This window comes from Ferrovibrio sp. GW821-FHT12E11, assembly GCF_058806975.1.
This window is the reverse complement of sequence record NZ_JBXAQG010000001.1, coordinates 3,905,056-3,925,515: the sequence shown is the minus strand read 5'-3', so window position 1 is coordinate 3,925,515 and position 20,460 is coordinate 3,905,056. Positions and strand designations below refer to the sequence as shown.

Genomic DNA, 20,460 nt, shown 5'->3' with positions numbered 1-20,460 from the left:
GACAGCGTCATGAAGATCACGCCCGACTATGCCAGCTTCGCCCAGCGCTACATGGCGGGCGAAGCCCAGGTGCTGTCGACCCAGTTGGTCGCCGACCTGGAGACGCCGGTTTCCGCCTTCCTGAAACTGGCCGACCGGCCGTGGTCCTGCCTGCTGGAATCGATCGAGGGTGGCGCGGTGCGTGGCCGCTATTCGATCATCGGGCTGAAGCCTGACCTGCTGTGGCGCTGCCACGGCCAGAAGGCCGAGATCAACCGCAAGGCGCGCTTCGACACCACCGCCTTCGAGCCCTGCAAGGAGCCGACGCTTGAGTCGCTGCGCGCCCTGCTGGCCGAAAGCCATATCGACCTGCCGGTGAACCTGCCGCCGATGGCCGCCGGCATCGTCGGCTTCATCGGCTATGACATGGTGCGGCTGGTCGAACCGAAGGTGCCGGATTCCAACCCCGATACGCTCGGACTACCGGACGGCCTGCTGATGCGGCCGACCGTGATGGCGATTTTCGATTCCGTGCTCGACATGATCACGCTGGTGACGCCGGTGCGGCCGCAGAGCGGCATGGATGCGCGGGCGGCCTATGCGATGGCGAGCGAGCGGCTGTCCGATATCGTCGCTGATCTCGACCGCCCGCTGGGTGCGGTGCGCGACCAGATCGCCGATCTGGATGCCCTGCCCGAGCCGCAGTCGAACATGTCGCCCGAGGATTACATGGCGATGGTGCTGAAGGCGAAAGAGTACATCGCCGCCGGTGACATCTTCCAGGTCGTTGTGGGCCAACGCTTCAGCCTGCCGTTCCGTCTGCCGCCGTTTGCGCTCTATCGCGCGCTCCGCCGCACCAACCCCTCGCCCTTCATGTTCTATCTCAATCTCGGCGGTCCCTGTCTCGTCGGTTCGTCACCTGAGATTCTGGTGCGCCTGCGCGACGACACAGTGACCATCCGGCCGATTGCCGGTACGCGCAAGCGCGGCGCCACCCCGGCCGAGGACCAGGCGCTGGCCGATGACCTGCTGAGCGATCCGAAGGAACTGGCCGAGCATCTGATGCTGCTCGATCTCGGCCGCAACGATGTCGGCCGCGTGGCGCAGATCGGCACGGTGAAGGTGACCGAGCGCAACCTGATCGAACGTTACAGCCACGTCATGCATATCGTCTCGAATGTCGAGGGCAAGATCCGCCCCGATCTCGATGCGCTGGACGCCATGTTCGCTGGCTTCCCGGCCGGTACGGTCTCGGGGGCACCCAAGGTGCGGGCGATGGAAGTGATCGACGAGCTGGAATCCGTGCGCCGCAGCTTTTATGCCGGCGGCGTCGGCTATTTCTCCGCCAACGGCACCATGGATACCTGCATCACGCTGCGCACCGCGCTGGTGAAGGACGGCACCATGTATGTGCAGGCCGGCGCCGGCATCGTCGCCGACAGCGACCCGATGTCCGAGCATGTCGAATGCGTCAACAAGGCGAAAGCGCTGATCCGCGCCGCCGAGGAAGCCGAACGCTACGCCAGCCGCACAGGCCGCGGGCAGTAGACCTTACGCAGCGATCCGGTTCGCCAGCGGGAACTGCAGGGTGATCGCCGTGCCGGCCTCGGGACCGGTGGCGATGCTGAGCGCGCCGCCATGCATCTCCACCAGCTTCTTGACGATCGGCAGCCCGAGCCCGAGCCCGGCACTGTGATCGGCCAGCATCGACTGGCCGCTGCCGAAGGGTTCGAACAGATGCGACAGCTTGTCGGGCCGGATACCCGGACCGCGATCCTGCACGCTGAGTGTCAACCCGCCCTCGGTCACCCGTCCCACGACCGTCACCACCTGACCCGGCGGGCTGAATTTCAGCGCATTGGAAATCAGGTTCAGCAGCATCTGTCGCAGCATCATCGGATCGGCCAGCAGGTGGCGGGCATCCGGGTCGATCTCGAAACGGACGCTGTTATCCCTCGCATCGGCCAGCGGCCGCAGAATTGCCGTCACCTCTTCGGCCATGACGTCCAGATCGACCGGCCCCGGTTCCACCTTCAGGGCGCCAGCTTCGATGCGGGTGATGTCCAGCACCTGGTTGATCATCCCCAGCAGATGATCGCCGCTGCGATGGATGTCGCGTCCGTAATCCTGATAGGTCTTGGCCAGCGGCCCGACCATGGCGCCCGAGATCAGCTCAGAAAACCCGAGGATGGCGTTCAGCGGCGTGCGCAGTTCATGACTCATGCGCGCCATGAAATCGCGCTTGGCCTGGTTGGCTGCATCCAGTTCGGCCAGCGCCTCGGTCACGCGTTTCATGGCAGCATCACGTCGTACCATCAGCACAGACAGCCAGCCCGTCAGCAGTGCAATCACAAGCGAACCGAACGACATGCCGACCAGCTTGGGCCAAGCCTGCGCGTGCCAGGCCATTTGCAGCGATTCTTCACGCAACGCCGCGGCAACGATAATCGGATACGGCGTTACCGGCGCATAGCTGGCCTTGATGCGAAGACCCAGATCACCCGTACGGTCCTGTCTGAAGGCCGTCACCGGCTGGTACTGCCGGCTGAGCGCATCGAGATCGAAACCCGCCAGTATCTTGCCGATCCGCTCTTTCGGATCGGGCGTCAGATGCAGCACCAGCCCATCCTTGCGCAGCAGGCCGATGGCCGAGGGCGCCGAGATCAGCAGATCGCGATAGGCCTCCTCGAAGCTGGCCACCGGTATTGCGGCGAGAATGACCCCGATATCGGAAGGGTTCTTGCGTGCTTTCATCACCATCGGGATAACGGCACGGCCACTGGTGCGGCTCGACAGGGGTTCACCCATATGCAGCGTGCCAGGTGTCGCATCGCGAATGGCCGCCATATATTCGCGGTCGCCGACAAAGACATTGCCGCCGCCGCCTTCGATGCGGATCAGCCGCTCGCGGCCGTCGATAATGGCAATGCCGATCGGATCATCATCGCTGCTCTGCATCCTGAGCGCCAGTTCGCTCAGGCGATGCAAACTGACATCCTCTACATCCGCCTGCAGGGCCTCGTCGATCGCCACCAGAATTGCATGGGCCGTATCCAGGCTCCGCCGGGCATGGATTCGCAACACCGGGATGGCGCCGGTCAGTTCAGCCTCGGCCGACTGATAGATGCGCTTGCGGTCTTCCACGATCAGCGCAATCGTGACGGCCCAGGCGACGATCAGAACGAATGCCATCAGGACAAGAAGGAGTCTGTGGGGAGATCGAATGGCTCTCCCCATCCAGCCGACACCAGGTATGACTTTCGAGTCCAAGGTCTGAGCACCGATAACAGATGACATGCTGTCAGGCAGAAAGTATGGTCAGGAACAATTATCTGCGACAACTAAAAATTCGTCAGTCTACCCCGCTATTCGAAGTCCAGACCGCCATCATGCCGACCGCCTTCAAAACCATTCGCGCCCGCGCGGAAAAGCGCAAAGGCGGCCCGGCCGCCCTCAAAAAACTGCTGCCGGCAGTGCCGGACCAGAAGGCGCTGCTGAAGCTGAAGGACGATCGCGCGTTGGCCGAGATGGCGAAGCGGGTCTTCTCGGCTGGCTTTGTCTGGAGCGTCATCGAGAACAAGTGGGACGGCTTCGAGACCGCCTTCCAGAAGTTCGAGCCGCGCAAACTGGCGCACAAGCCGGATGAATTCTGGGAGAAGCTCACCTCCGACAAGCGCATCGTGCGCAATCCGCAGAAAATCCGCAGCGTGCGCGACAACGCCCAGTTTGTGGTCGACATCGCCGCCGAATACGGCAGCTTCGGCAAACTGCTCGCCACCTGGCCGAAGGAGGATCAGGTCGGCCTGCTGGAGCTGCTGGCCAGGCGCGGATCGCGACTCGGCGGCAATACCGGCCAGTACCTGATCCGCTTCCTTGGCCGCGACAGCTTCATCGCCTCGCGCGACGTGATCCTGTGCCTGCGCGATGCCGGCGTCGCGCTGACCGACAAGGCCGCCTCGAAAGGCGACATGAAAAAAATCCAGGCGCAGTTCAATATCTGGGCGAAGGAAAGCGGCCTGCCGCTGGTGCATATTTCGCGGATTTGCGCGATGTCGATCGGCGAAAACTACGAAGCCGAGCGGCTCAAGCGCGCGATGGGCGAGGCCGAGTAAGACATAATCCTGCCAGTTATGGTTATCGGCCCGTAAACACCGCTGCAAATAAACTCAATTATATCGTTGGCCCGGATACGGCATCCGCCGCTAGCTTGGCCTGATGCAACACGACCTTTCACTCGACGCCGTCAGCTGGGAACAGCGCGGCATCCAGGCCCGCGACGCTGGCCAGCATGCGGAAGCGGAAGCCTGCTTCGCGCAGGCCGTGGCGCGCGACGAACGGCCGCTGTCCTGGCTTGGCCTCGCCCTTTGCCAGATCGATCAGAAGCGCCCCGATGACGCCGTGAGCAGCCTGCGCCGGGCGCAGGTCCTGTCGCCCAAATCCGGTGTCGTGCGCCACCTGCTCGACTCCCTGACCGGCACCAATACGCTGCGCGCACCCGATACCTATGTCACCTGGCTGTTCAACACCTATGCCAGCGAATTCGATGCGCATCTCGCACGGCTCGGCTATCAGGGCCCGCAGATGCTGCACAGCCTGGCCGAACGCGCGCAGTGGCCGGTGCAGCCGACCGCCCGCATTCTCGACCTGGGTTGCGGCACCGGCATGAGCGGCCAGCCCTTCCGCCCCTATGCCGCCCGGCTGGACGGCATGGACCTGTCGCCCGGCATGCTGCGCCAGGCTGGCAATCGCGGCATCTACGACACGCTGCAGCTCGGCGAAGTGCATGAGCTGCTGCGCCAGGCGCCGGAAGCGGCCTATGACATGGTGATCGCCGCCGACACGCTGATCTATATCGGCGATGTGGCCGATCTTTTCCGTCTGGTGACTCGCGCGCTGAAACCCGGCGGCAGTTTCCTGTTCACCGTGGAAACCGGTGAGGCCGGCTTTGCGCTGACCGCCAGCGGCCGCTACAGCCATGCCGATGCCTATCTGCGCCGCTGTGCCGACCGGCTGCTGCGCCATGCCGACTGCGTGGACGGCGTCATCCGCATCGAGGCCGGCAAAATCACGCCGGCACGCGCCTACCGCTTCGTCAAGACCGTCAACTGATCCGGTAAATTGTAAGGTTCAGCGTTCCTGCTGCTGACGACGCAGCAGCACCGTGCTGACCGGCACCAGGCTGAAGCCGCGCTCTTTCGCCGTCGCAATCCAGTTTTCCATAGCGGTCAGCGTGGCGGCATGGGGATGCCCGATGGCGATGACATCGCCGCGCGCCCTGGCGATGCGTTCCATCGCCGCCAGTTCATGGCCGATGCCCGGCGAGCGCTCGTCATCGAGGAAGAGATCCCGTTCGGCCGCATCCAGACCGCGCTGGCGCGCCAGCGCCGGGCCGGCCGAGCTGGGGCCCGACAGGCTGTCGAGCCAGAAGACCTGACGACGGTTCAGTTCGTTCAGCACCGCGCCCATGCCGGCGGCATTGGCCGTGAAGCGGCTGCCCATGTGGTTGTTCACGCCGACATAGTCGCTGAAGCGATCCAGATGCCAGGCGATCCGGCGCTGCAGCTCAGCCTCGTCGAGGCCGACATACAGCGCATTGGGACCGGGATTGTTGCGCCGGGCATCCAGCGGCTCCATCGGCAGATGCAGCATCACCTCATGGCCGGCAGCACGCGCCGCCGCACTCTGCTCCGACAGATCGTTCGCGTAGCTCATGAACGACAGCGTCACCGGCCCCTGCAGCCTGGTGGCGCGCTGGGTGCCTTTGCGGTCGAGGCCGGCATCGTCGATCAGGAAAGCCACGAAGGGCGGCTTGGCCGCAGCAGGCGGCGCCACGGCGCGCGCGCGCCAGGCCGGCGCTTCGCCGGGATTGCGCGGAGCAAGCGACGGCGGCGGCGCGGGCGCAGCCGTCAACTGGACCGGTTTATCGCTGGCCGGTGCCTTTTTGGCCACCGCCGGAACAGCAGCCTGAGTCACCGGAGCCGGGAGTGGCGATGCCGGATTTGCCGGCACGGCAGCAGGCGCGGCCGGAGCCGCAGCGATCTCAGGCTTTGGCTCGGGCTTCACGGGTTCGGTGACCGTCGCCGGTGCGCTGGCCATGATGGCCGGCGTCGGCACCGGATCGACCTTGATCGGTTCAGGCAGCGGCGGCATGACGGCGGCCTGCTGGGCGAATTCGGAAATCGGGCGCCAGCCCCGTTCGGGGCGAATCTCGGGCGCAGCCGTGGGAGCAACGGGCGCAGCTTCTGCCGGTTGCGGCTGCAGCGGCGCCACGACGGCGACGGCAACGGGCTGCGGTCGCGGCGCGTGGCCCACCGCCATGCCCATGGCCACACCGCCAGCCAGCAGCGCGGCTGCGGCTGTCATCAGCGGCCAGTTGACCGCCAGGAAACCACGGGTCTTCTGCGGAGGAGTTGCAGCCGCCGGAGCAGCAGCCGGGATCGGGTGGCCCGGGACGCTACGCGTCTGCATGGCGCCATAGGCACCGGCGGCAGCCTGTGCCGAAGCGGTGCGGCGCGTCTTCAATCTGAGGGCGGCAGGATCGCTCATCTGACCCGGTTAAAGGATTGCGGCGGACACGGCAAGGGCGGTGTGCAACGCGTTGCCGTCATTGTCGTTTCGGCATGGTTAGCGAAGCGTAAAGACAGCCCTGCCCGTCGACTCGGAAAGGCATTAAACTTTGGCTATGGGCGAGGCAGCAAAGATCGACATTATTACCGACGACATCACGCGTCTGGAGGTCGACGCCATCGTCAATGCCGCCAACGAAAGCCTGCTGGGCGGTGGCGGCGTCGATGGCGCCATCCACCGCGCGGCCGGACCGGGACTGCTGGCGGAATGCCGCGCTATTGGCGGCTGTCCCACCGGCGAGGCTCGTATCACGGCGGGCTACACTCTGCCGGCCCGCCATGTGATCCATACCGTCGGGCCGGTCTGGCATGGCGGCAGGCGCAACGAAGCGGCACTGCTGGCACGCTGTTATCGCAACAGCCTGGCCCTGGCGGCGGAATACCGGCTGGCGGCGATTGCCTTTCCCGCGATCTCGACCGGCATCTATGGCTACCCGCTGCAGCCGGCCACCACGATTGCCGTGGCCGAGACCCGACAGCACCTGCAGGGCAACAACTGGCCGCAGCGGGTGATCTTCTGCTGTTTCTCCGCAGAGGCGGCGGCCGTCTATTCGGCCGCCCTGGCCAGCGGCTCCTGATCGAGCCGGAAGAAGGTGATCGAGGTGGCCAGTTCGCGCGCCTGATCGGCCAGCGACTGGGCCGAAGCCGTGGTCTGCTCGACGAGGGCGCCGTTGCGCTGGGTCATCTCGTCCATCTGCGTCACGGAATCGTTGATCTCGTCCAGTCCTGACGCCTGCTCCTGGCTGGCGATCGAAATCTCCTCGATGATGCCGGCGACCCGTTTCACGGCATCGACGATACCGGTGAGGCTGCCGCCCGCCTCGTTGACCAGCGCAGCACCAGATTTCACCTGCGCATTCGAGGCCGAGATCAGACCCTTGATCTGCTTGCTGGCATCGGCCGAGCGCTGGGCCAATGTGCGCACCTCCTGCGCCACCACGGCGAAGCCCTTGCCGGACTCGCCTGCCCGGGCGGCCTCGACGCTGGCATTCAGCGCCAGAAGATTCGTCTGGAAGGCGATCTCGTCGATCAGGCCGACGATATCGACGATCTTGCGGGCGCTCTCCTCGATCTCGCGCATCGCCTCGACGGCACGGCCGACCACGGTGCCGCCGCGATCGGCGGTGTCGCGCGCCGTGACGGCCAGCTGGCTGGCCTGACGCGCATTGTCTGCGTTATGCCGCACGGTGGCAGTGATCTCTTCCATCGACGCGGCGGTGCGCTGCAGGTTGGCGGCCTGCTGCTCGGTGCGCTGGGCCAGATCGCCGCTGCCGACCGAGATTTCGGCCGAGGCATCCCGCACATTGCCGGCGGTCTGCGACAGGCGGCCAACGATATCGGCCAGCTTTTCCGCCAGCGTATTGGCGTCATCGGAGAGTTGCTCGAACACGCCACGATGGCCGCCGGCGATGCGATGCGTCAGATCGCCCTGGGCCAGCGCCCCCAGCATGCTGCCCAGATCGGCCAGCGCCTTGTCGACGGTGCCCAGCAGATCGTTCATGCCCAGACCCAGGCGCTGCATCACGCCCTGCAACGCGTCAGCGTCGATACGGCGCGTCAGGTCGCCGGCGGTGGCCGAGGCGACGATCTGGCCGATGGCGTCTTCCAGCAGCTTTTCCTGTGTCTTACGCTCGGCCTCGAAATTCTCGCGGTCGCGCTCGACCTGCTGCTGCAGCTTTTCATTCTCCTGGCCGTTGGTCTTCAGCACCTCGACGGCGCGCGCCATCTCGCCGATCTCGTCCGAGCGGCCGGTCTCCTGCAGTTCGACCGACCAGTCGCGGTCGGCCAGACGCCGGGTCACCGCGGTCATGCGCAGGATCGGCGCCACGATCTGCGGCCCGATGAACATCAGCCCGATCAGCAGCGCGATGACCAGGCAGATCACGGTGATCGCCACCAGCACCAGCTGCGCCGTGGTCGCCTGCCCGGCTGCCGAAGCGGACGCGGCATCGGCTGCTGCGGTGGCGGCTGCCACCAGTGCCCCGACCTTGGTGCCGAGTTCGGCAGCGGCATCGCGCGCCTGCGTCAATGCCAGGCCGGCTGTGGTCATGGTGCGGATCTCGCCGCGCCGGATCTGGAAGATGCTTTCCGAACCCTGGCCGTAGCCTAGCAGCTTGTTGGTGGTGTTCTGCAGTTCGATGACGTCGAACTTCTTGCTGGCCCAGTCGAGCTCTTCAAGCGCGCTACTGTTCAGCTTGACGAATTCGCTGAACAGCTTGTCGAGCTCAGGGTTGCTTGGCGCCTGCGCTGCCACCGCCATCACCGCCACCAGCTGGTTCACCGCATTGCCGGCGGCGATCAGGGCATTGGCCGCATCGGCGGCCTCCGATTTCGCATTGGGCTGGCGCAGCTCGTAGATGGCGCGATCCAGCGCCGGCTGCATCAGCGACTGGAAGGTGATGTAGTCGGCGCTCATCCTGGTCTGCAGCTCTTCGCGCTGCTTCACATAGCCAAGCCGCGCATTCACCGAGCGGTTGATCTGCGCCACCATGGTGTTGAGGAAATCGACCGATTTCTCGATCGCCTCGATCTGCTCGGTCTGGCCGGCCGGCGCCGCCACCTTCACGGTTTCCACCGACTGCTTGAGCTTGGCCTGCTTGGCCCTGAGCGCGGTGAGCGCCTTTTCGCGATCCTCGTCGCTGGTGGCATTGGCCAGCACCGGTGCGCCGGCCGCGAGGTCGGCGCTGGTGCCCGAAAGCTCCAGCGCCGTGATCACCGCTGGTAGGTTGGTGGTGGTGATGCCGGCATAGCTGTTCTCGACGCGGCCGAAGAACAGGCCGCCGATGACATTCGAGACCAGCGTCAGCGCCGCAAGGACGCCAATGGCCAGATAAAGCTTCTGACGAATACCCATACTTTCCTCCCCCTGCGGACGTCCTTCTGGGCGTCCGGCTCTGAAGCCATGCCGGCTTTTCTTACTTACCGACATACTTTCCCACTGGAGCCACCGCCGTAAAGGGGGGGAGAGAGATACGGGTGTATGTTCGGCGACAACTCAACCTATAGGAAGCTCTTTTCGTTCTCCTACTAGATGTGGGCCCTAGCCTGTGGAAAAATACTTGACCCGAATACAGAACCTCATTAGAACATTTCGTGGGTTTCATGTTCGTTCTGGTTTGTCGCCGGCCTGTCCCACTCCCCGGCCCCGACCGCCCAGGACCTTAAATCGAGGAGGCTTCCATGCTGACCCGGAAACAGCACGACCTGCTGCTCTTTATTCACGACAAGCTGGAGAATTCCGGCGTGTCGCCGTCCTTCGAGGAAATGAAGGAGGCGATGAAGCTGAAATCCAAGTCGGGCATCCATCGCCTGGTGACCGGCCTGGAAGAGCGCGGCTTCATCCGCCGTCTCGCCCATCGCGCCCGCGCCCTGGAAGTGCTGCGCCTGCCCGATTCGGCCGTGCCGGTTCGCGGCGGCGTCGGGGCCCCGGCCCGCAGCGCCACCCCGCGCAACCGCCTGATGCCGCGCGCCATCGAAGGCGGGGCCGGCGGCAACAGCCCCATGGCCGGCACGCCGGTGAACGTCAATCCCTATAACGCCCGCGACATCGTCACCCTGCCGCTCTACGGCCGCATCGCCGCCGGCACGCCGATCGAGGCGCTGCGCGACATGAGCACGCAGATCGATGTGCCGATCGGCCTGCTGGGCAATGGCGAACACTACGCCCTGGAAGTCGCCGGCGATTCGATGGTCGATGCCGGCATCATGGATGGCGACACCGTCATCATCCAGCGCAGTGACAATGCCGAAAACGGCACCGTCGTCGTCGCCCTGGTCGACGATCAGGAAGTGACGCTGAAGCGCCTGCGCCGCAAAGGCAACTCGGTGGCGCTCGAAGCCGCCAACCCGGCCTACGAAACGCGCATCTTCGGCCCCGACCGAGTGAAGGTGCAGGGCCGCCTGGTCGGCCTGCTCCGCCGCTACTGAGTTTCAGCCGGATTGAATACCAAGCGGGGCGCCCTTTGGCGCCCCGTTTTTTATGAACCGCGCTCGGGCCCGTGCCCCTTGGGCACGACCCAGGGCCGGCGACCGCGCTGCTGTGCCACGGTGAGCAGGCGGATGGTCCCGGTTTCGCGCGCCAGGAACAGCGCATGCGTGCCGCCACGCCACAGATCGTTGCGATCGATGACGATTCTTGCGGCCGGACAGCGATAGCGGATCGGCATCTGGGCCGCGATCACCACATCGGCATGTTTGCAGTCTTCGGTGATCGCCTTCGGCTGCCGCGGCAGCGCCACCAGAAAACCATCACGCCGCCAGGAGCAGCCCTCCGGATCGCAGCGCAGGCTGCCGTCGACGCCGGACCGGCCTTCGGTGTCGTTGCGTCTGAGCGTCGGCCAGGGATAAAGCGGCGGCGCTCCCAGCCGCTCCCACCAGGTTTCGGCAGCAAAGCCGCGCGGCGGCGTGGAGGTCAGATAATACCGGTCATCCAGCGCCCGGGCTGCAATCAGGCGACCATCGCCGCTGACCAGCAGATCGGGCTGCGGCACCAGCCAGGGTGAAGCCGTACCGATCAGGAGACCAGCCAGCCCGAGCCAGCGCCAGCGCTGCTGCCACAGGCATAACCACAGACCGCCGCCGGCAATGGCACCCAGGCCCCAAAGTGGCATTGCCGGCACCACGCCAACGGCATCGGGCCAGCCGGCCACCCATTGCGCCAGCGCGATCAGCAGATCGATGCACCAGACCATCGGCACCAGCGCGAGAGCTTCGAGGCCCAGCGGCATCAGCAGGAAGGCCAACACGATCAACGGCATGATCAGGAAATCCACCAGCGGCGCGGCCAGCAGGTTGGCGATCAGGGCATAATCAGCGACGCGATTGAAATGATAGGCGGCGAAAAAGGACGAACCCAGCCCGGCCACGAAGCTGGCCGCCATGGTGCCGAGCAGCCAGAGCATAGCGATCTTTACTGGTCCCGCCTCGCTGCGCCAGCGCGTCAGTCGCGGCGCGAATTGCTCGAATGCCGCCACCAGCGCGGTGACGGCGGCAAAGGACATCTGGAATCCGGGATCGAGCAGACTGTCGGGCCAGAGCACCAGCAGCAGCAAGGCTGCCCAGGCCACCGCGCGCAGCGTGATGGCACGGCGGTCCAGCATCACGGCGATCAGCGCCAGGGCGATCATCACCAGCGCCCGCAGCGTGGGCAGTGCCGCGCCCGAGAGCAGCGTATAGGCGGTGGCGCCGAGCAGGGCCGCGACCGCCGCCCATTTCTTGATCGGGTAATGCAGGGCCAGATGCGGACTGAGCGCCAGCAGGCCGCGCACGAGAAAGAACAGCAGGCCAGCCACCAGGGTGAGATGCAGGCCCGAGATCGAGAGAATATGTGCCAGGCCAGAATCGCGGAATGCCGCATCCACGCTGTCGGGGATCGGTCCGCGCACGCCGGTCATCAGCGCTGCGGCAATCGCGCCGCCGGCGCCCTCGGTCTGCGCGGCGATACGGCGCGTCCAATCCTGCCGCAGGGCACTGAGCGACAGCAATGCCGCATCGCGCCAGTCTTCGGGTTCGGTCTCCGGCATGGCTTCGGGCGTGCTGATCGCATAGCCCACGGCGCCAATCTGGCGAAACCAGGCATAGCGCGCAAAGTCGAAGGCGTCGGGCATCGCCGGCTCCGGCGGCGGCAGCAGCATGACGCGCAGGCGGATACGGTCACCCGGCCACAGAATGCTGCCGTCACGGTTGAGCGTGATCCGCACGCGACGCGGCGTTTCCGGCTCGCCAAGGCCGCTGAAGCTGACGCGGTCCAGCAGCAGGCGATGACCGGCATCGCGCGGCTCGGCGTCCAGAACCCGACCTTCGAGCCAGACCGCGCCGCTCATCCGCTGCAGGACCGGCGCCGCCACGCTGGCACTGCGTTCCGCGCCAAGCCACACCCCGGCCGTAACGGCCAGAGCCATAATCAGGGGCAGTCGCCACAGCGCCCGGCGTGCGAACAGCACCAGCGCCAGAACCAGCGCCGCCACACCCAGCCGCAAGGGCAGCAGCGGCGGTTCGGTGGGGAGAAGGAAATATGCGGCAATGCCGGTCCCCAGCAGGGCCGGCAGCCAGAGAAACCAGCGTTCGCGCTCGGCCAGCAATGTGGCGATGGCATCGAAATCGCGCAGATCGCGCCAGCCTGCCGCCATGCCTGCGACAAGCCCCGAAACCAACCGCTGCCATAATAGCTGTTGCGCCAGACGGGCCATGGCGGAAAACTCTGCATACCTGCCCTGCGGTCGCCAATCCGTGCAAATCGGGAACGCGGCTTGCCCGCCTGCACCCGTATGCTAAAACCCTGCGGCAATCGTCATTTCCGCTCTCGCGTCTGGATCGTTCCATGAAGGTCGTTACCCGCTTCGCCCCCTCGCCGACCGGCTACCTGCATATCGGCGGTGCCCGGACGGCCCTGTTCAACTGGCTGTTCTCGCGCCACCACGGCGGCACCTTCCTGCTGCGCATCGAAGACACCGATCGCGAGCGTTCGACCGACGATGCCGTGCAGAAGATTTTCCAGGGCCTGAAGTGGCTGGGACTGGACTGGGATGGCGAGCCGGTGATGCAGTTCGCCCGCATGAACCGTCATGCCGAGGTGGCGCATCAGCTGCTGGCCGAGGGCAAGGCCTATCACTGCTACTGCTCGCCCGAAGAGCTGGAGGAGATGCGCAACAAGGCCAAGGCGGAAGGCAAACCGATCCGCTATGACGGCCGCTGGCGCGACCGCGATCCGAAGGATGCGCCGGCCGGCGTTAAACCCGTCGTGCGTTTCAAGGCGCCGCAGACCGGCAGCACTGTGATCAAGGATCATGTGCAGGGTGATGTCACCTTCCAGAACGAGCAGCTCGACGACCTCATCATCCTGCGCTCGGACGGCACGCCGACTTACAATCTCTCGGTCGTCGTCGACGACCACGACATGGGCATCACCCATATCATCCGTGGCGACGATCATCTGACCAATGCCGCGCGCCAGAGCCAGCTCTATCTGGCGGCCGGCTTCGCCGTGCCCGACTTTGCGCATATCCCGCTGATCCATGGCAGCGACGGCGCCAAACTGTCCAAGCGCCATGGCGCGCTGGGCACGGAAGCCTATGCCGATATGGGCTATCTGCCGGCGGCGATGCGCAACTACCTGCTGCGCCTGGGCTGGAGCCATGGCGATGACGAAATCATCTCGACCCAGCAGGCCATCGAATGGTTCGGCCTCGATCATGTCGGTCGTTCGCCGGCGCGTTTCGATTTCGTCAAGCTGAACAATCTGAACGGCCATTACATCCGCCAGGCGGCGGATGACGAGCTGATGACGGCCGCCCTGCCCTTCATCGAGAAGAAGATCGGCCGCGCGCCGAACCAGGCCGAGGCCGCGCAGATCAAGGCGATCCTGCCCGCCGTGAAAGAGCGCGCCAAAGACCTGAACGAGATCACGGAATCTCTGCAGTTCCTGTTCGCTGCCCGCCCCATCGCGCCCGATGCCGCCGCCCAGAAACACCTGGACGATGCCGCCAAGGCACGCCTGAAGACCATGATCGAAACGCTGACCGGCGTTGCGGACTGGACGGCAGCGAATACCGAAGCCGCAATCCGCGCCTTGAGCGAGACGCAGCAGGTGAAACTCGGCCAGCTGGCACAGCCGCTGCGCGCGGCACTGACCGGCCGCACCGTGTCGCCACCGATCTTCGATGTGCTGGCCGTGCTGGGCCGCGAGGAAACGCTCGCGCGTCTGGCCGACGCTGCGGCTTAAGCCATGTCGCGGGTGCGGCCTCCGATCCTGATCGTGCCCGGCCTGGGCAATTCCGGGCCGCAGCACTGGCAGAGCCACTGGCAGCAGCGCAATCCCGACTATATCCGCGTCGAACAGGCCGACTGGGACCAACCGGATTTCGCCGACTGGCTGGCACGGCTGGATGCGGCGATTGCCGCCTGCCCGAAACCGCCGGTGCTGGTGGCGCACAGCCTGGCCTGTTCGCTGGTCGGCCACTGGGTGACGCGCCATGACGGCGAACTGCATGGCGCATTGCTGGTGGCGCCGGCCGATATCGATTCAGAAAGCCATACGCCGCCGGAGACGCGTGGCTTCCGCCCGATGCCGCTGACGCGTTTCACCTGTCCCACCATCGTGGTGGCGAGCACGAACGATCCCTATGTCGATTTTACCCGCGCCCAGCATTTCGCCGCACGCTGGCATGCGCGGCTAGTCGATGCCGGCGCGCTCGGTCATATCAACGGCGCGTCCAATCTGGGCGACTGGCCGTTCGGACAGGCATTGCTGGAAGAGTTGATCGACGCGGGCTGAGTAAAGGCGTCGGCTGATCAGAGCTGGCGGCGCAGTTCGGTCTGCCGCGACATGCGGGCCTGGTCCATCATGAACTGCTGCAGCTTTTCGATGGCCGGACGCGGCATCGGATCCTGACCGCTGAGCATCAGCGTCAGGTTGACACGGCTGACGCCGATGCGCAGCGCCAACTGGTCGAGCGAGATCGCCGCCATCTTGCAGGCCTGCGACACCGCAACCACAGAGCCCTTCTCGACGAAGAAGCGGCCCCACTGTTCCTTGACATTGAGCTTGGCCGGCAGCGGCGGCAGGGCCGTGCCGCTGCCGCGCGACGCCGCGATGGCATCCGGCGACACCAGTTGCGACGTCATGACAGCGGTGGACGGCGTGGCCGAGAGACGCGGCGGCGGCGGTGCGGGCTGGAATTCCTCCAGACGCGGCGCATTCTCGATGCTCTGTTCCAGCAGCTTGCGCACGGCCTCAATGAGTTCGTGGCTCAGCGGCGCCAGATCATGCTCTTCGCCGAAGCGATCATAATACTCGGCGATCTCGCCCAGGCGATTCAGGCGGCGCGACAGGAATTCGCGCGCGCCGATCGGCAGGCGCCGGCCCGCACGCGTGATGTTGATCAGATAAATCCGGGTGGTATCCAGCTCGAGGATGGTGATCTTCCAGCGGATCTTCGACAGATGCTTCTGCAGTGGCCGGCGTTTGGTCTCTTCGAATTCCGGGATGCGCCCATCGACCAGATCAACGAAGACGTAGAAGTGCTCCATCTTCTCGACGAAGCGCTTGTAGTCACCGAAAGTGCCGTTGAGATTCTTGTCGTCCTGACAAAAAGCGAGCAGCTCGCGGCTCTGGTTTTCCACCACGCCGACCAGCTTCAGGGTTTCCTGAACAACCGGTTTGATCGCCTGACTCACTGCGGGATTGCTCCGCCTTTATCAATCTTTGTCCGGGAAGCACATGCAACGCGGGTATTGGGGCCGATTTTTGCAGAAATACTGCTACGCAGCAATACCACTGCAACTGTAAGTCTGCCTATGAATTGTGACCAAACCATGAAGTGTCCTGCGCCGCTAAACGACTGAGATCGCAGGAGGTTCACGCGGGCAGCTCGTGCGGGGCGCAATACAGGCCGGCGCCACGCAGGCTGCGGCAGTAGGCCAGGGCTCCGGGCTGGTCGGCGAATCCACCCACCAGCAGGCGCATCACCTTGCCCCGCTGGCCGCCCAGATCGATCTCGACATAGCGGCGGGCTGCATCTTTCAGCACCGGAAACCGTTCGGCCAGCCGGGGCCAGGCGGCTTCAGCTTCGGCCAGGGTTTTGTAGCTGGCGACATGGCCGGCATAGCGCAGGACCATCGGGGCCGGCGGCGGCGAGGGTTCAGCGACCCGGACCACCGGCTCGGGCTCCACCGCCGCCGGAAGTTCAACCGGGACCATCGCCGGTTCGGTGGCGCAGGCGACCAGCAGAGCAGTCAGGAACAGGGCCGCAAGGCGGCCGGACAGCGACGGCAGAACCGTCAGGGTCATTTCTCGACCAGCTTGAACAGGCTGCGATCCAGCATGGCGCTGACCGAGACGGTCTTGGTGCTGCTGGCATCGCGCTCGTTGATCAGCTGGACGTGCTGGACATCCTCGCCAGGGAATTGGATCAGGCGTGCCACCCGCCAGATAAAGCCCTGTCGCTGCTCGAAACGCTGGCCGGGAACGATATCCGCGGCGGTAAACTTGGCCATCTGAAACACCTTGAATCGGTTGACCGCACGCTAGCGCATTTCGCTGCACTGCGCCAACGTCCCGCATAGAGCGCGTGGTTACGCCGGCTGGCGAATCTGGAACACAAAAACCCCGTTATTCTGCTCCGACGACAGCAGGGCAAACCCGGCCGCCTCACAGAGCGCGGCGATATCGGTCGGCGCCTGCGGGTCGGTGGCTTCCACGGTCAGGATTTCACCCTTCGGCACGGCCTTCATCGCCTTCTTGGTGCGCAGCACCGGCAGAGGACAGTTCAGCCCTTTGACATCGAGAGTCTGGGTCATGGCAATCCGACTTAAATCCCACAAAACGGACGTGGGAAAACTTAATACTTCCCATGGCTTATGTAAATCCTATAATCCCAGCATCTTGGCATAAACACTGGCAAATTTGCCCTCGGAGACCCAGCGGCCATGACCGCCCTGCCCCTGCCTGTACTCGTCAACCTGGCCGGCCTGCTGCTGGGGATGGTGTTCGGCGCCACCGTGCAGCGGAGCAACTTCTGCACCATGGGCGCGATCAGCGACGCAGTGCTGATGGGGGATGCCAGCCGGCTGCGCAGCTGGGTACTGGCAATTGCCGTAGCCATGCTGGGCAGCCAGGGACTGCATCTGGCCGGCCTGATCGACCTGGGCAGCTCGATCTATGCGACCGCGACAATCGGCTGGTTCGGTGCCCTGCTCGGCGGCCTGCTGTTCGGCTTCGGCATGGTGCAGGCCGGCGGCTGCGGCAACCGCACGCTAGCCCGTCTGGGCGCCGGCAACCTGAAATCCCTGCTGGTGGTGCTGATGATCGGGCTCTCGGGTTACATCACCCTGCGCGGCCTGCTCGGTCCCGCCCGGGCCTGGCTCGAACGCTCGACGGCCATCGACCTCAAGCCGCGCGGCTTTGCCGGCCAGTCGCTGCCCGACCTTCTCGGCGGTCTGCTCGGACAGGATGTGCAGATGCTGCGCTGGTTCCTCGCGGCGGCCATTCCCGCTCTGCTGCTGCTCTGGGTGTTCAAAGACGCACGCTTCAGGACCAGGCCGGTGCTGATCGCGGCCGGCGCGATCGTGGGGCTGGTCATCACCGCCGGCTGGGCCGCGACCGGCATCCTTGGCGCCGACGATTTCGACCCGGTGCCGCTGGCTTCGATGACCTTCGTGGCGCCAATCGGTGCGGCGCTGCAATACCTGATGACCTTCACCGGCGCCAAGCTCGATTTCGGCATCAGCAGTGTCGGCGGCGTGATCCTCGGCGCCTTTCTGATGGCCAGAGCAACCGGCAGCTTCCACCTCGAAGGCTTTAGCAGCGCAACCGACATGCTGTCGCATCTGTTTGGCGGCGTGCTGATGGGCATCGGCGGTGTGCTGGCCATGGGCTGCACCGTCGGTCAGGGCCTGACCGGCCTGAGCACGCTGGCCCTGAGCAGCTTTGTCGCAGTCGCCGGCATCGTGATTGGCGGCATCCTGGGGGTCCGCTATCTTGAGGAAGGCAGCCTCACAGGCGCCGTGCGCGCACTGTTCGCGCGCGACTGAAACAGCCGGAGCAACAACGCCATCATGGGCGGCCTCGATATTTCCTATGCCGGCGCCGCCGGCGCCGGGCTGATCAGCTTTCTCAGCCCCTGCGTGCTGCCGCTGGTGCCAGCCTATCTGTGCTTCGTTGCCGGCACCACGCTGGACCGCGTGGTGGCCGCAGACGCCGTCGATCCGGCACTGACGCGCCGCGTCGTCGTCTCGGCGCTGGCCTTTGTCATCGGCTTCTCCACCGTGTTCATCATCATGGGGGCCTCAGCCTCGGCGCTGAACCGCCTGCTGGTACAGCATATCGACATCATCGCGAAAATCGCCGGCGCGGTGATCGTGCTGTTCGGCCTGCACACGATGGGCCTGCTGAAAATCCCGCTGCTGTACCGCGAAGCGCGCATCACCACCGAGGAGCGGCCGGCCAATCTGGTGGGCGCCTATGTCATCGGCCTGGCTTTCGCCTTCGGCTGGACGCCCTGCATCGGCCCGATCCTTGCCACCATCCTCACCGTGGCCGCCAGCCGCGAAGATCTCGGCTATGGCATCTCGCTGCTGGCAACCTATGCACTGGGTCTGGGCATTCCCTTCCTGCTGGCGGCGCTGGCGATGAAGCCGTTCATGAGCTTCATGCGGAAATTCCGGCAGCACCTGCGCAAGGTGGATATCACCGCCGGGGTACTCCTGGTGGTCACTGGCCTGCTGATCTTCACTAACAGCCTGGGGCAGTTCAGCTATTACCTACTGGAAATTTTTCCCTGGTTCGCCCTGATCGGCTGACACCGTCGCGTAGCGCCAAAAGATCACTAGACCCGCGCCTATTTTGCTCTGCACGGTACCGGCATGAACGCAGGCATAACAGAAAAGACGCGCGTGCTGAAAGCTCAGAGCCAGTTTCTGCTGGATGAACGCGACTTCCTGCTGCATCTGTTCGATACCTCGCCGGGATTGATGGGCGTGCTGCGTGGCCCGCAGCATATTTTCGAGTTCGTCAATCACCGCTGGTTCGATCTGTTCGGTTACGACGTCGTCGGGGTGCCCATGGGCATGCTGCTGCAGGGCGAGCAGGCGCAGAATCTCACACGCCGTCTCGACGACGCCTTCATTCATGGTCTTCCCTATACCGGCCGCGGCCTTCGCTTTGCGCCACCGCGCCACAACACGCTCCAGCCTGCCATTTATTATCTCGACCTGACCTGTCAGCCGTTATTCGAAAACGATGGCACCATTTCAGGCGTTTTCGTCTCGGGCATCGACGTGACCGAGAGTGTCGCGGCACAAGAGCAGCAACAGTTTCTGATGGACGAGATGAATCACAGGATTGAAAATGTCCTGGCGACCGTCTCCGCCATCGCGACGAATACACTGCGCGGCTGCGTAAACCCGGGCGATTTTGTCGAAGCGTTCCAGTCCCGCCTGATGGCCCTGTCGCGCACCCATAATGCGCTGATCCAGAGTGCGTGGGAGGGCCCGGACCTGCAGGGTCTGCTGCAGGCAGAATTCGAGCCCTATGGCATCGAGACGCAGATTACGCTGGCAGGAGAACCGGTCTGCCTGCCGCCCCGAAGCGCGCTATCCCTGGGCATGGTATTTCACGAATTGGCGATCAATGCGTCGAAATATGGCGCGCTCTCTGTTCCGGAGGGTCGCCTCACTATCCGCTGGCAGCGCCTTGCCGATCCCACAAGCCCTCTGGTTCTCAAATGGCAGGAAAGCAGCGGCCCGCCCGCCACGATACCTCAGTCCCACGGCTTCGGTTCGCGACTGATCGAGCGCAGTATCACCGGCGACCTGAACGGGGCCCTCACCATCGAGTATGAACCGACCGGTCTGACCTGCCATATGGTGTTGCCATACCAGGCGCTTTCCGGATGAGCGCCCATCCGGACGTCGCCGGTGTCAGAATCATGCTTCTCGAGGATGAGCCTCTGGTTGCCATGGCGATAGAAGACATCCTGCTGCTCGATCTCGGTTGTGTGGTGCTCGGGCCCTTTATGCATCTGGAGGATGCCTTCCATTGCGTCCGGGACCATCGGGCTGACATCGATATCGCGATCCTGGACATCAATATCCGGGGCGAACGCAGCTTTGAACTGGCCGGCTGGCTGGATGACCTTGGCATCCCCTTCTTTTTTTCAACCGGTTATACCGAAGCTGGCCTCGACGGACGCTGGCGGAACCGGCCCAGCATCGGCAAATGGTTCAGCGAAGCCAGGCTCGCGACAATGATCCGCCAGCTGGTGCCGGAGCAGCGCCCCGTATCGACCGCAAAGCCCGATTGGCAACAAATACTTTTGTAGCCAAAACCGGATTGAAAATAACGGTTTAATCTCTTTGC

19 protein-coding genes are annotated in these 20,460 nt (G+C 64.6%); 11 read left to right on the top strand and 8 right to left on the bottom strand.

All coding sequences use genetic code 11. The annotated features are described in order from the left end of the window. Positions 1 to 9: 9 nt before the first annotated feature. The gene (gene trpE / locus AC1ROT_RS19535; protein WP_492970872.1) at positions 10 to 1,527 is read left to right on the top strand and encodes an anthranilate synthase component I; all 1,518 of its coding nucleotides are present in this window, start codon (positions 10 to 12) and stop codon (positions 1,525 to 1,527) included. A gap of 3 nt (positions 1,528 to 1,530) precedes the next feature. Here trpE and AC1ROT_RS19530 read toward each other — a convergent pair whose 3' ends face one another. Beyond that, complete coding sequence (locus AC1ROT_RS19530) at positions 1,531 to 3,171, bottom strand: sensor histidine kinase (protein WP_493001005.1); 1,641 nt, start codon at positions 3,169 to 3,171, stop codon at positions 1,531 to 1,533. A gap of 197 nt (positions 3,172 to 3,368) precedes the next feature. Between AC1ROT_RS19530 and AC1ROT_RS19525 the strand changes: the two genes are divergently transcribed. Next, a complete protein-coding gene (locus tag AC1ROT_RS19525) occupies positions 3,369 to 4,091 on the top strand; it encodes a DNA-3-methyladenine glycosylase I (RefSeq protein WP_493001002.1) in 723 nt (240 codons plus the stop codon). A gap of 103 nt (positions 4,092 to 4,194) precedes the next feature. Continuing rightward, positions 4,195 to 5,088 (top strand): class I SAM-dependent DNA methyltransferase, encoded by an 894-nt coding sequence (locus AC1ROT_RS19520; RefSeq protein WP_493001000.1) that lies wholly within the window; start codon positions 4,195 to 4,197, stop codon positions 5,086 to 5,088. Positions 5,089 to 5,106: 18 nt separating this feature from the next. Here AC1ROT_RS19520 and AC1ROT_RS19515 read toward each other — a convergent pair whose 3' ends face one another. Then, positions 5,107 to 6,525 (bottom strand): divergent polysaccharide deacetylase family protein, encoded by a 1,419-nt coding sequence (locus AC1ROT_RS19515; RefSeq protein WP_493000998.1) that lies wholly within the window; start codon positions 6,523 to 6,525, stop codon positions 5,107 to 5,109. A gap of 136 nt (positions 6,526 to 6,661) precedes the next feature. On the opposite strand from AC1ROT_RS19515, the gene AC1ROT_RS19510 reads away from it, so the two are divergent. Beyond that, entirely contained in the window at positions 6,662 to 7,183 is a 522-nt protein-coding gene (locus AC1ROT_RS19510) for an O-acetyl-ADP-ribose deacetylase (protein WP_493000996.1), read from the top strand. Here AC1ROT_RS19510 and AC1ROT_RS19505 read toward each other — a convergent pair. Next, on the bottom strand, positions 7,153 to 9,459 hold the full coding sequence (locus tag AC1ROT_RS19505; RefSeq protein ID WP_493000994.1) for a methyl-accepting chemotaxis protein: 2,307 nt from the start codon (positions 9,457 to 9,459) through the stop codon (positions 7,153 to 7,155). The genes AC1ROT_RS19510 and AC1ROT_RS19505 overlap by 31 nt on opposite strands. A gap of 326 nt (positions 9,460 to 9,785) precedes the next feature. Here AC1ROT_RS19505 and lexA point away from each other — a divergent pair, with 326 nt between their 5' ends. After that, positions 9,786 to 10,532, top strand: a complete 747-nt coding sequence (gene lexA / locus AC1ROT_RS19500; protein WP_492970879.1) for a transcriptional repressor LexA — start codon at positions 9,786 to 9,788, stop codon at positions 10,530 to 10,532. A gap of 50 nt (positions 10,533 to 10,582) precedes the next feature. Here the strand turns inward: lexA and AC1ROT_RS19495 are convergent, their stop codons facing one another. Further along, positions 10,583 to 12,793 carry a ComEC/Rec2 family competence protein gene (locus AC1ROT_RS19495; RefSeq protein WP_493000992.1) on the bottom strand — a complete coding sequence of 737 codons (2,211 nt, stop codon included), beginning with the start codon at positions 12,791 to 12,793 and terminating at the stop codon, positions 10,583 to 10,585. Between the two features lie 131 nt (positions 12,794 to 12,924). On the opposite strand from AC1ROT_RS19495, the gene gltX reads away from it, so the two are divergent. Together gltX and AC1ROT_RS19485 are read left to right on the top strand one after the other, a co-directional pair. Further along, on the top strand, positions 12,925 to 14,325 hold the full coding sequence (gene gltX / locus AC1ROT_RS19490) for a glutamate--tRNA ligase (protein WP_493000990.1): 1,401 nt from the start codon (positions 12,925 to 12,927) through the stop codon (positions 14,323 to 14,325). A 3-nt stretch (positions 14,326 to 14,328) separates the two neighbouring features. Then, on the top strand, positions 14,329 to 14,877 hold the full coding sequence (locus AC1ROT_RS19485) for an RBBP9/YdeN family alpha/beta hydrolase (RefSeq protein WP_493000988.1): 549 nt from the start codon (positions 14,329 to 14,331) through the stop codon (positions 14,875 to 14,877). Between the two features lie 17 nt (positions 14,878 to 14,894). On the opposite strand, the gene AC1ROT_RS19480 is transcribed toward AC1ROT_RS19485, so the two are convergent. The 4 genes from AC1ROT_RS19480 to AC1ROT_RS19465 form a co-directional block, all read right to left on the bottom strand. Beyond that, on the bottom strand, positions 14,895 to 15,779 hold the full coding sequence (locus tag AC1ROT_RS19480; protein WP_492970883.1) for a hypothetical protein: 885 nt from the start codon (positions 15,777 to 15,779) through the stop codon (positions 14,895 to 14,897). A gap of 181 nt (positions 15,780 to 15,960) precedes the next feature. After that, a complete protein-coding gene (locus tag AC1ROT_RS19475) occupies positions 15,961 to 16,392 on the bottom strand; it encodes an SPOR domain-containing protein (protein ID WP_493000986.1) in 432 nt (143 codons plus the stop codon). Next, positions 16,389 to 16,598, bottom strand: a complete 210-nt coding sequence (locus AC1ROT_RS19470) for a hypothetical protein (protein WP_492970885.1) — start codon at positions 16,596 to 16,598, stop codon at positions 16,389 to 16,391. Before AC1ROT_RS19470 ends, AC1ROT_RS19475 begins: the two co-directional genes overlap by 4 nt. A gap of 78 nt (positions 16,599 to 16,676) precedes the next feature. Next, positions 16,677 to 16,901, bottom strand: a complete 225-nt coding sequence (locus AC1ROT_RS19465; RefSeq protein ID WP_493000984.1) for a sulfurtransferase TusA family protein — start codon at positions 16,899 to 16,901, stop codon at positions 16,677 to 16,679. A 129-nt stretch (positions 16,902 to 17,030) separates the two neighbouring features. On the opposite strand from AC1ROT_RS19465, the gene AC1ROT_RS19460 reads away from it, so the two are divergent. The 4 genes from AC1ROT_RS19460 to AC1ROT_RS19445 all read left to right on the top strand — a co-directional run bounded on the left by AC1ROT_RS19460 (position 17,031) and on the right by AC1ROT_RS19445 (position 20,422). Beyond that, positions 17,031 to 18,134 carry a YeeE/YedE family protein gene (locus AC1ROT_RS19460; protein ID WP_492970887.1) on the top strand — a complete coding sequence of 368 codons (1,104 nt, stop codon included), beginning with the start codon at positions 17,031 to 17,033 and terminating at the stop codon, positions 18,132 to 18,134. A gap of 24 nt (positions 18,135 to 18,158) precedes the next feature. Then, the gene (locus tag AC1ROT_RS19455; protein WP_493000982.1) at positions 18,159 to 18,902 is read left to right on the top strand and encodes a cytochrome c biogenesis CcdA family protein; all 744 of its coding nucleotides are present in this window, start codon (positions 18,159 to 18,161) and stop codon (positions 18,900 to 18,902) included. 63 nt (positions 18,903 to 18,965) lie between these two features. Beyond that, the gene (locus tag AC1ROT_RS19450) at positions 18,966 to 19,997 is read left to right on the top strand and encodes a sensor histidine kinase (RefSeq protein ID WP_493000980.1); all 1,032 of its coding nucleotides are present in this window, start codon (positions 18,966 to 18,968) and stop codon (positions 19,995 to 19,997) included. Continuing rightward, complete coding sequence (locus tag AC1ROT_RS19445) at positions 19,994 to 20,422, top strand: response regulator (protein ID WP_492970890.1); 429 nt, start codon at positions 19,994 to 19,996, stop codon at positions 20,420 to 20,422. The genes AC1ROT_RS19450 and AC1ROT_RS19445 overlap by 4 nt, the downstream gene beginning before the upstream one ends. The last annotated feature ends 38 nt before the right edge of the window (positions 20,423 to 20,460 follow it).

Bases quoted from the DNA above. Each gene is read 5' to 3' on its own strand.
- AC1ROT_RS19475 (WP_493000986.1), bottom strand. From the start codon at position 16,392: ATGACCCTGACGGTTCTGCCGTCGCTGTCCGGCCGCCTTGCGGCCCTG.
- gltX (WP_493000990.1), top strand. From the start codon at position 12,925: ATGAAGGTCGTTACCCGCTTCGCCCCCTCGCCGACCGGCTACCTGCAT.
- AC1ROT_RS19465 (WP_493000984.1), bottom strand. From the start codon at position 16,901: ATGACCCAGACTCTCGATGTCAAAGGGCTGAACTGTCCTCTGCCGGTG.
- AC1ROT_RS19445 (WP_492970890.1), top strand. From the start codon at position 19,994: ATGAGCGCCCATCCGGACGTCGCCGGTGTCAGAATCATGCTTCTCGAG.
- AC1ROT_RS19520 (WP_493001000.1), top strand. From the start codon at position 4,195: ATGCAACACGACCTTTCACTCGACGCCGTCAGCTGGGAACAGCGCGGC.
- AC1ROT_RS19450 (WP_493000980.1), top strand. From the start codon at position 18,966: ATGAACGCAGGCATAACAGAAAAGACGCGCGTGCTGAAAGCTCAGAGC.
- AC1ROT_RS19460 (WP_492970887.1), top strand. From the start codon at position 17,031: ATGACCGCCCTGCCCCTGCCTGTACTCGTCAACCTGGCCGGCCTGCTG.
- AC1ROT_RS19455 (WP_493000982.1), top strand. From the start codon at position 18,159: ATGGGCGGCCTCGATATTTCCTATGCCGGCGCCGCCGGCGCCGGGCTG.
- AC1ROT_RS19485 (WP_493000988.1), top strand. From the start codon at position 14,329: ATGTCGCGGGTGCGGCCTCCGATCCTGATCGTGCCCGGCCTGGGCAAT.
- AC1ROT_RS19505 (WP_493000994.1), bottom strand. From the start codon at position 9,459: ATGGGTATTCGTCAGAAGCTTTATCTGGCCATTGGCGTCCTTGCGGCG.
- lexA (WP_492970879.1), top strand. From the start codon at position 9,786: ATGCTGACCCGGAAACAGCACGACCTGCTGCTCTTTATTCACGACAAG.
- AC1ROT_RS19515 (WP_493000998.1), bottom strand. From the start codon at position 6,525: ATGAGCGATCCTGCCGCCCTCAGATTGAAGACGCGCCGCACCGCTTCG.
- AC1ROT_RS19470 (WP_492970885.1), bottom strand. From the start codon at position 16,598: ATGGCCAAGTTTACCGCCGCGGATATCGTTCCCGGCCAGCGTTTCGAG.
- AC1ROT_RS19530 (WP_493001005.1), bottom strand. From the start codon at position 3,171: ATGGCATTCGTTCTGATCGTCGCCTGGGCCGTCACGATTGCGCTGATC.
- AC1ROT_RS19495 (WP_493000992.1), bottom strand. From the start codon at position 12,793: ATGGCCCGTCTGGCGCAACAGCTATTATGGCAGCGGTTGGTTTCGGGG.
- AC1ROT_RS19510 (WP_493000996.1), top strand. From the start codon at position 6,662: ATGGGCGAGGCAGCAAAGATCGACATTATTACCGACGACATCACGCGT.
- AC1ROT_RS19525 (WP_493001002.1), top strand. From the start codon at position 3,369: ATGCCGACCGCCTTCAAAACCATTCGCGCCCGCGCGGAAAAGCGCAAA.
- trpE (WP_492970872.1), top strand. From the start codon at position 10: ATGAAGATCACGCCCGACTATGCCAGCTTCGCCCAGCGCTACATGGCG.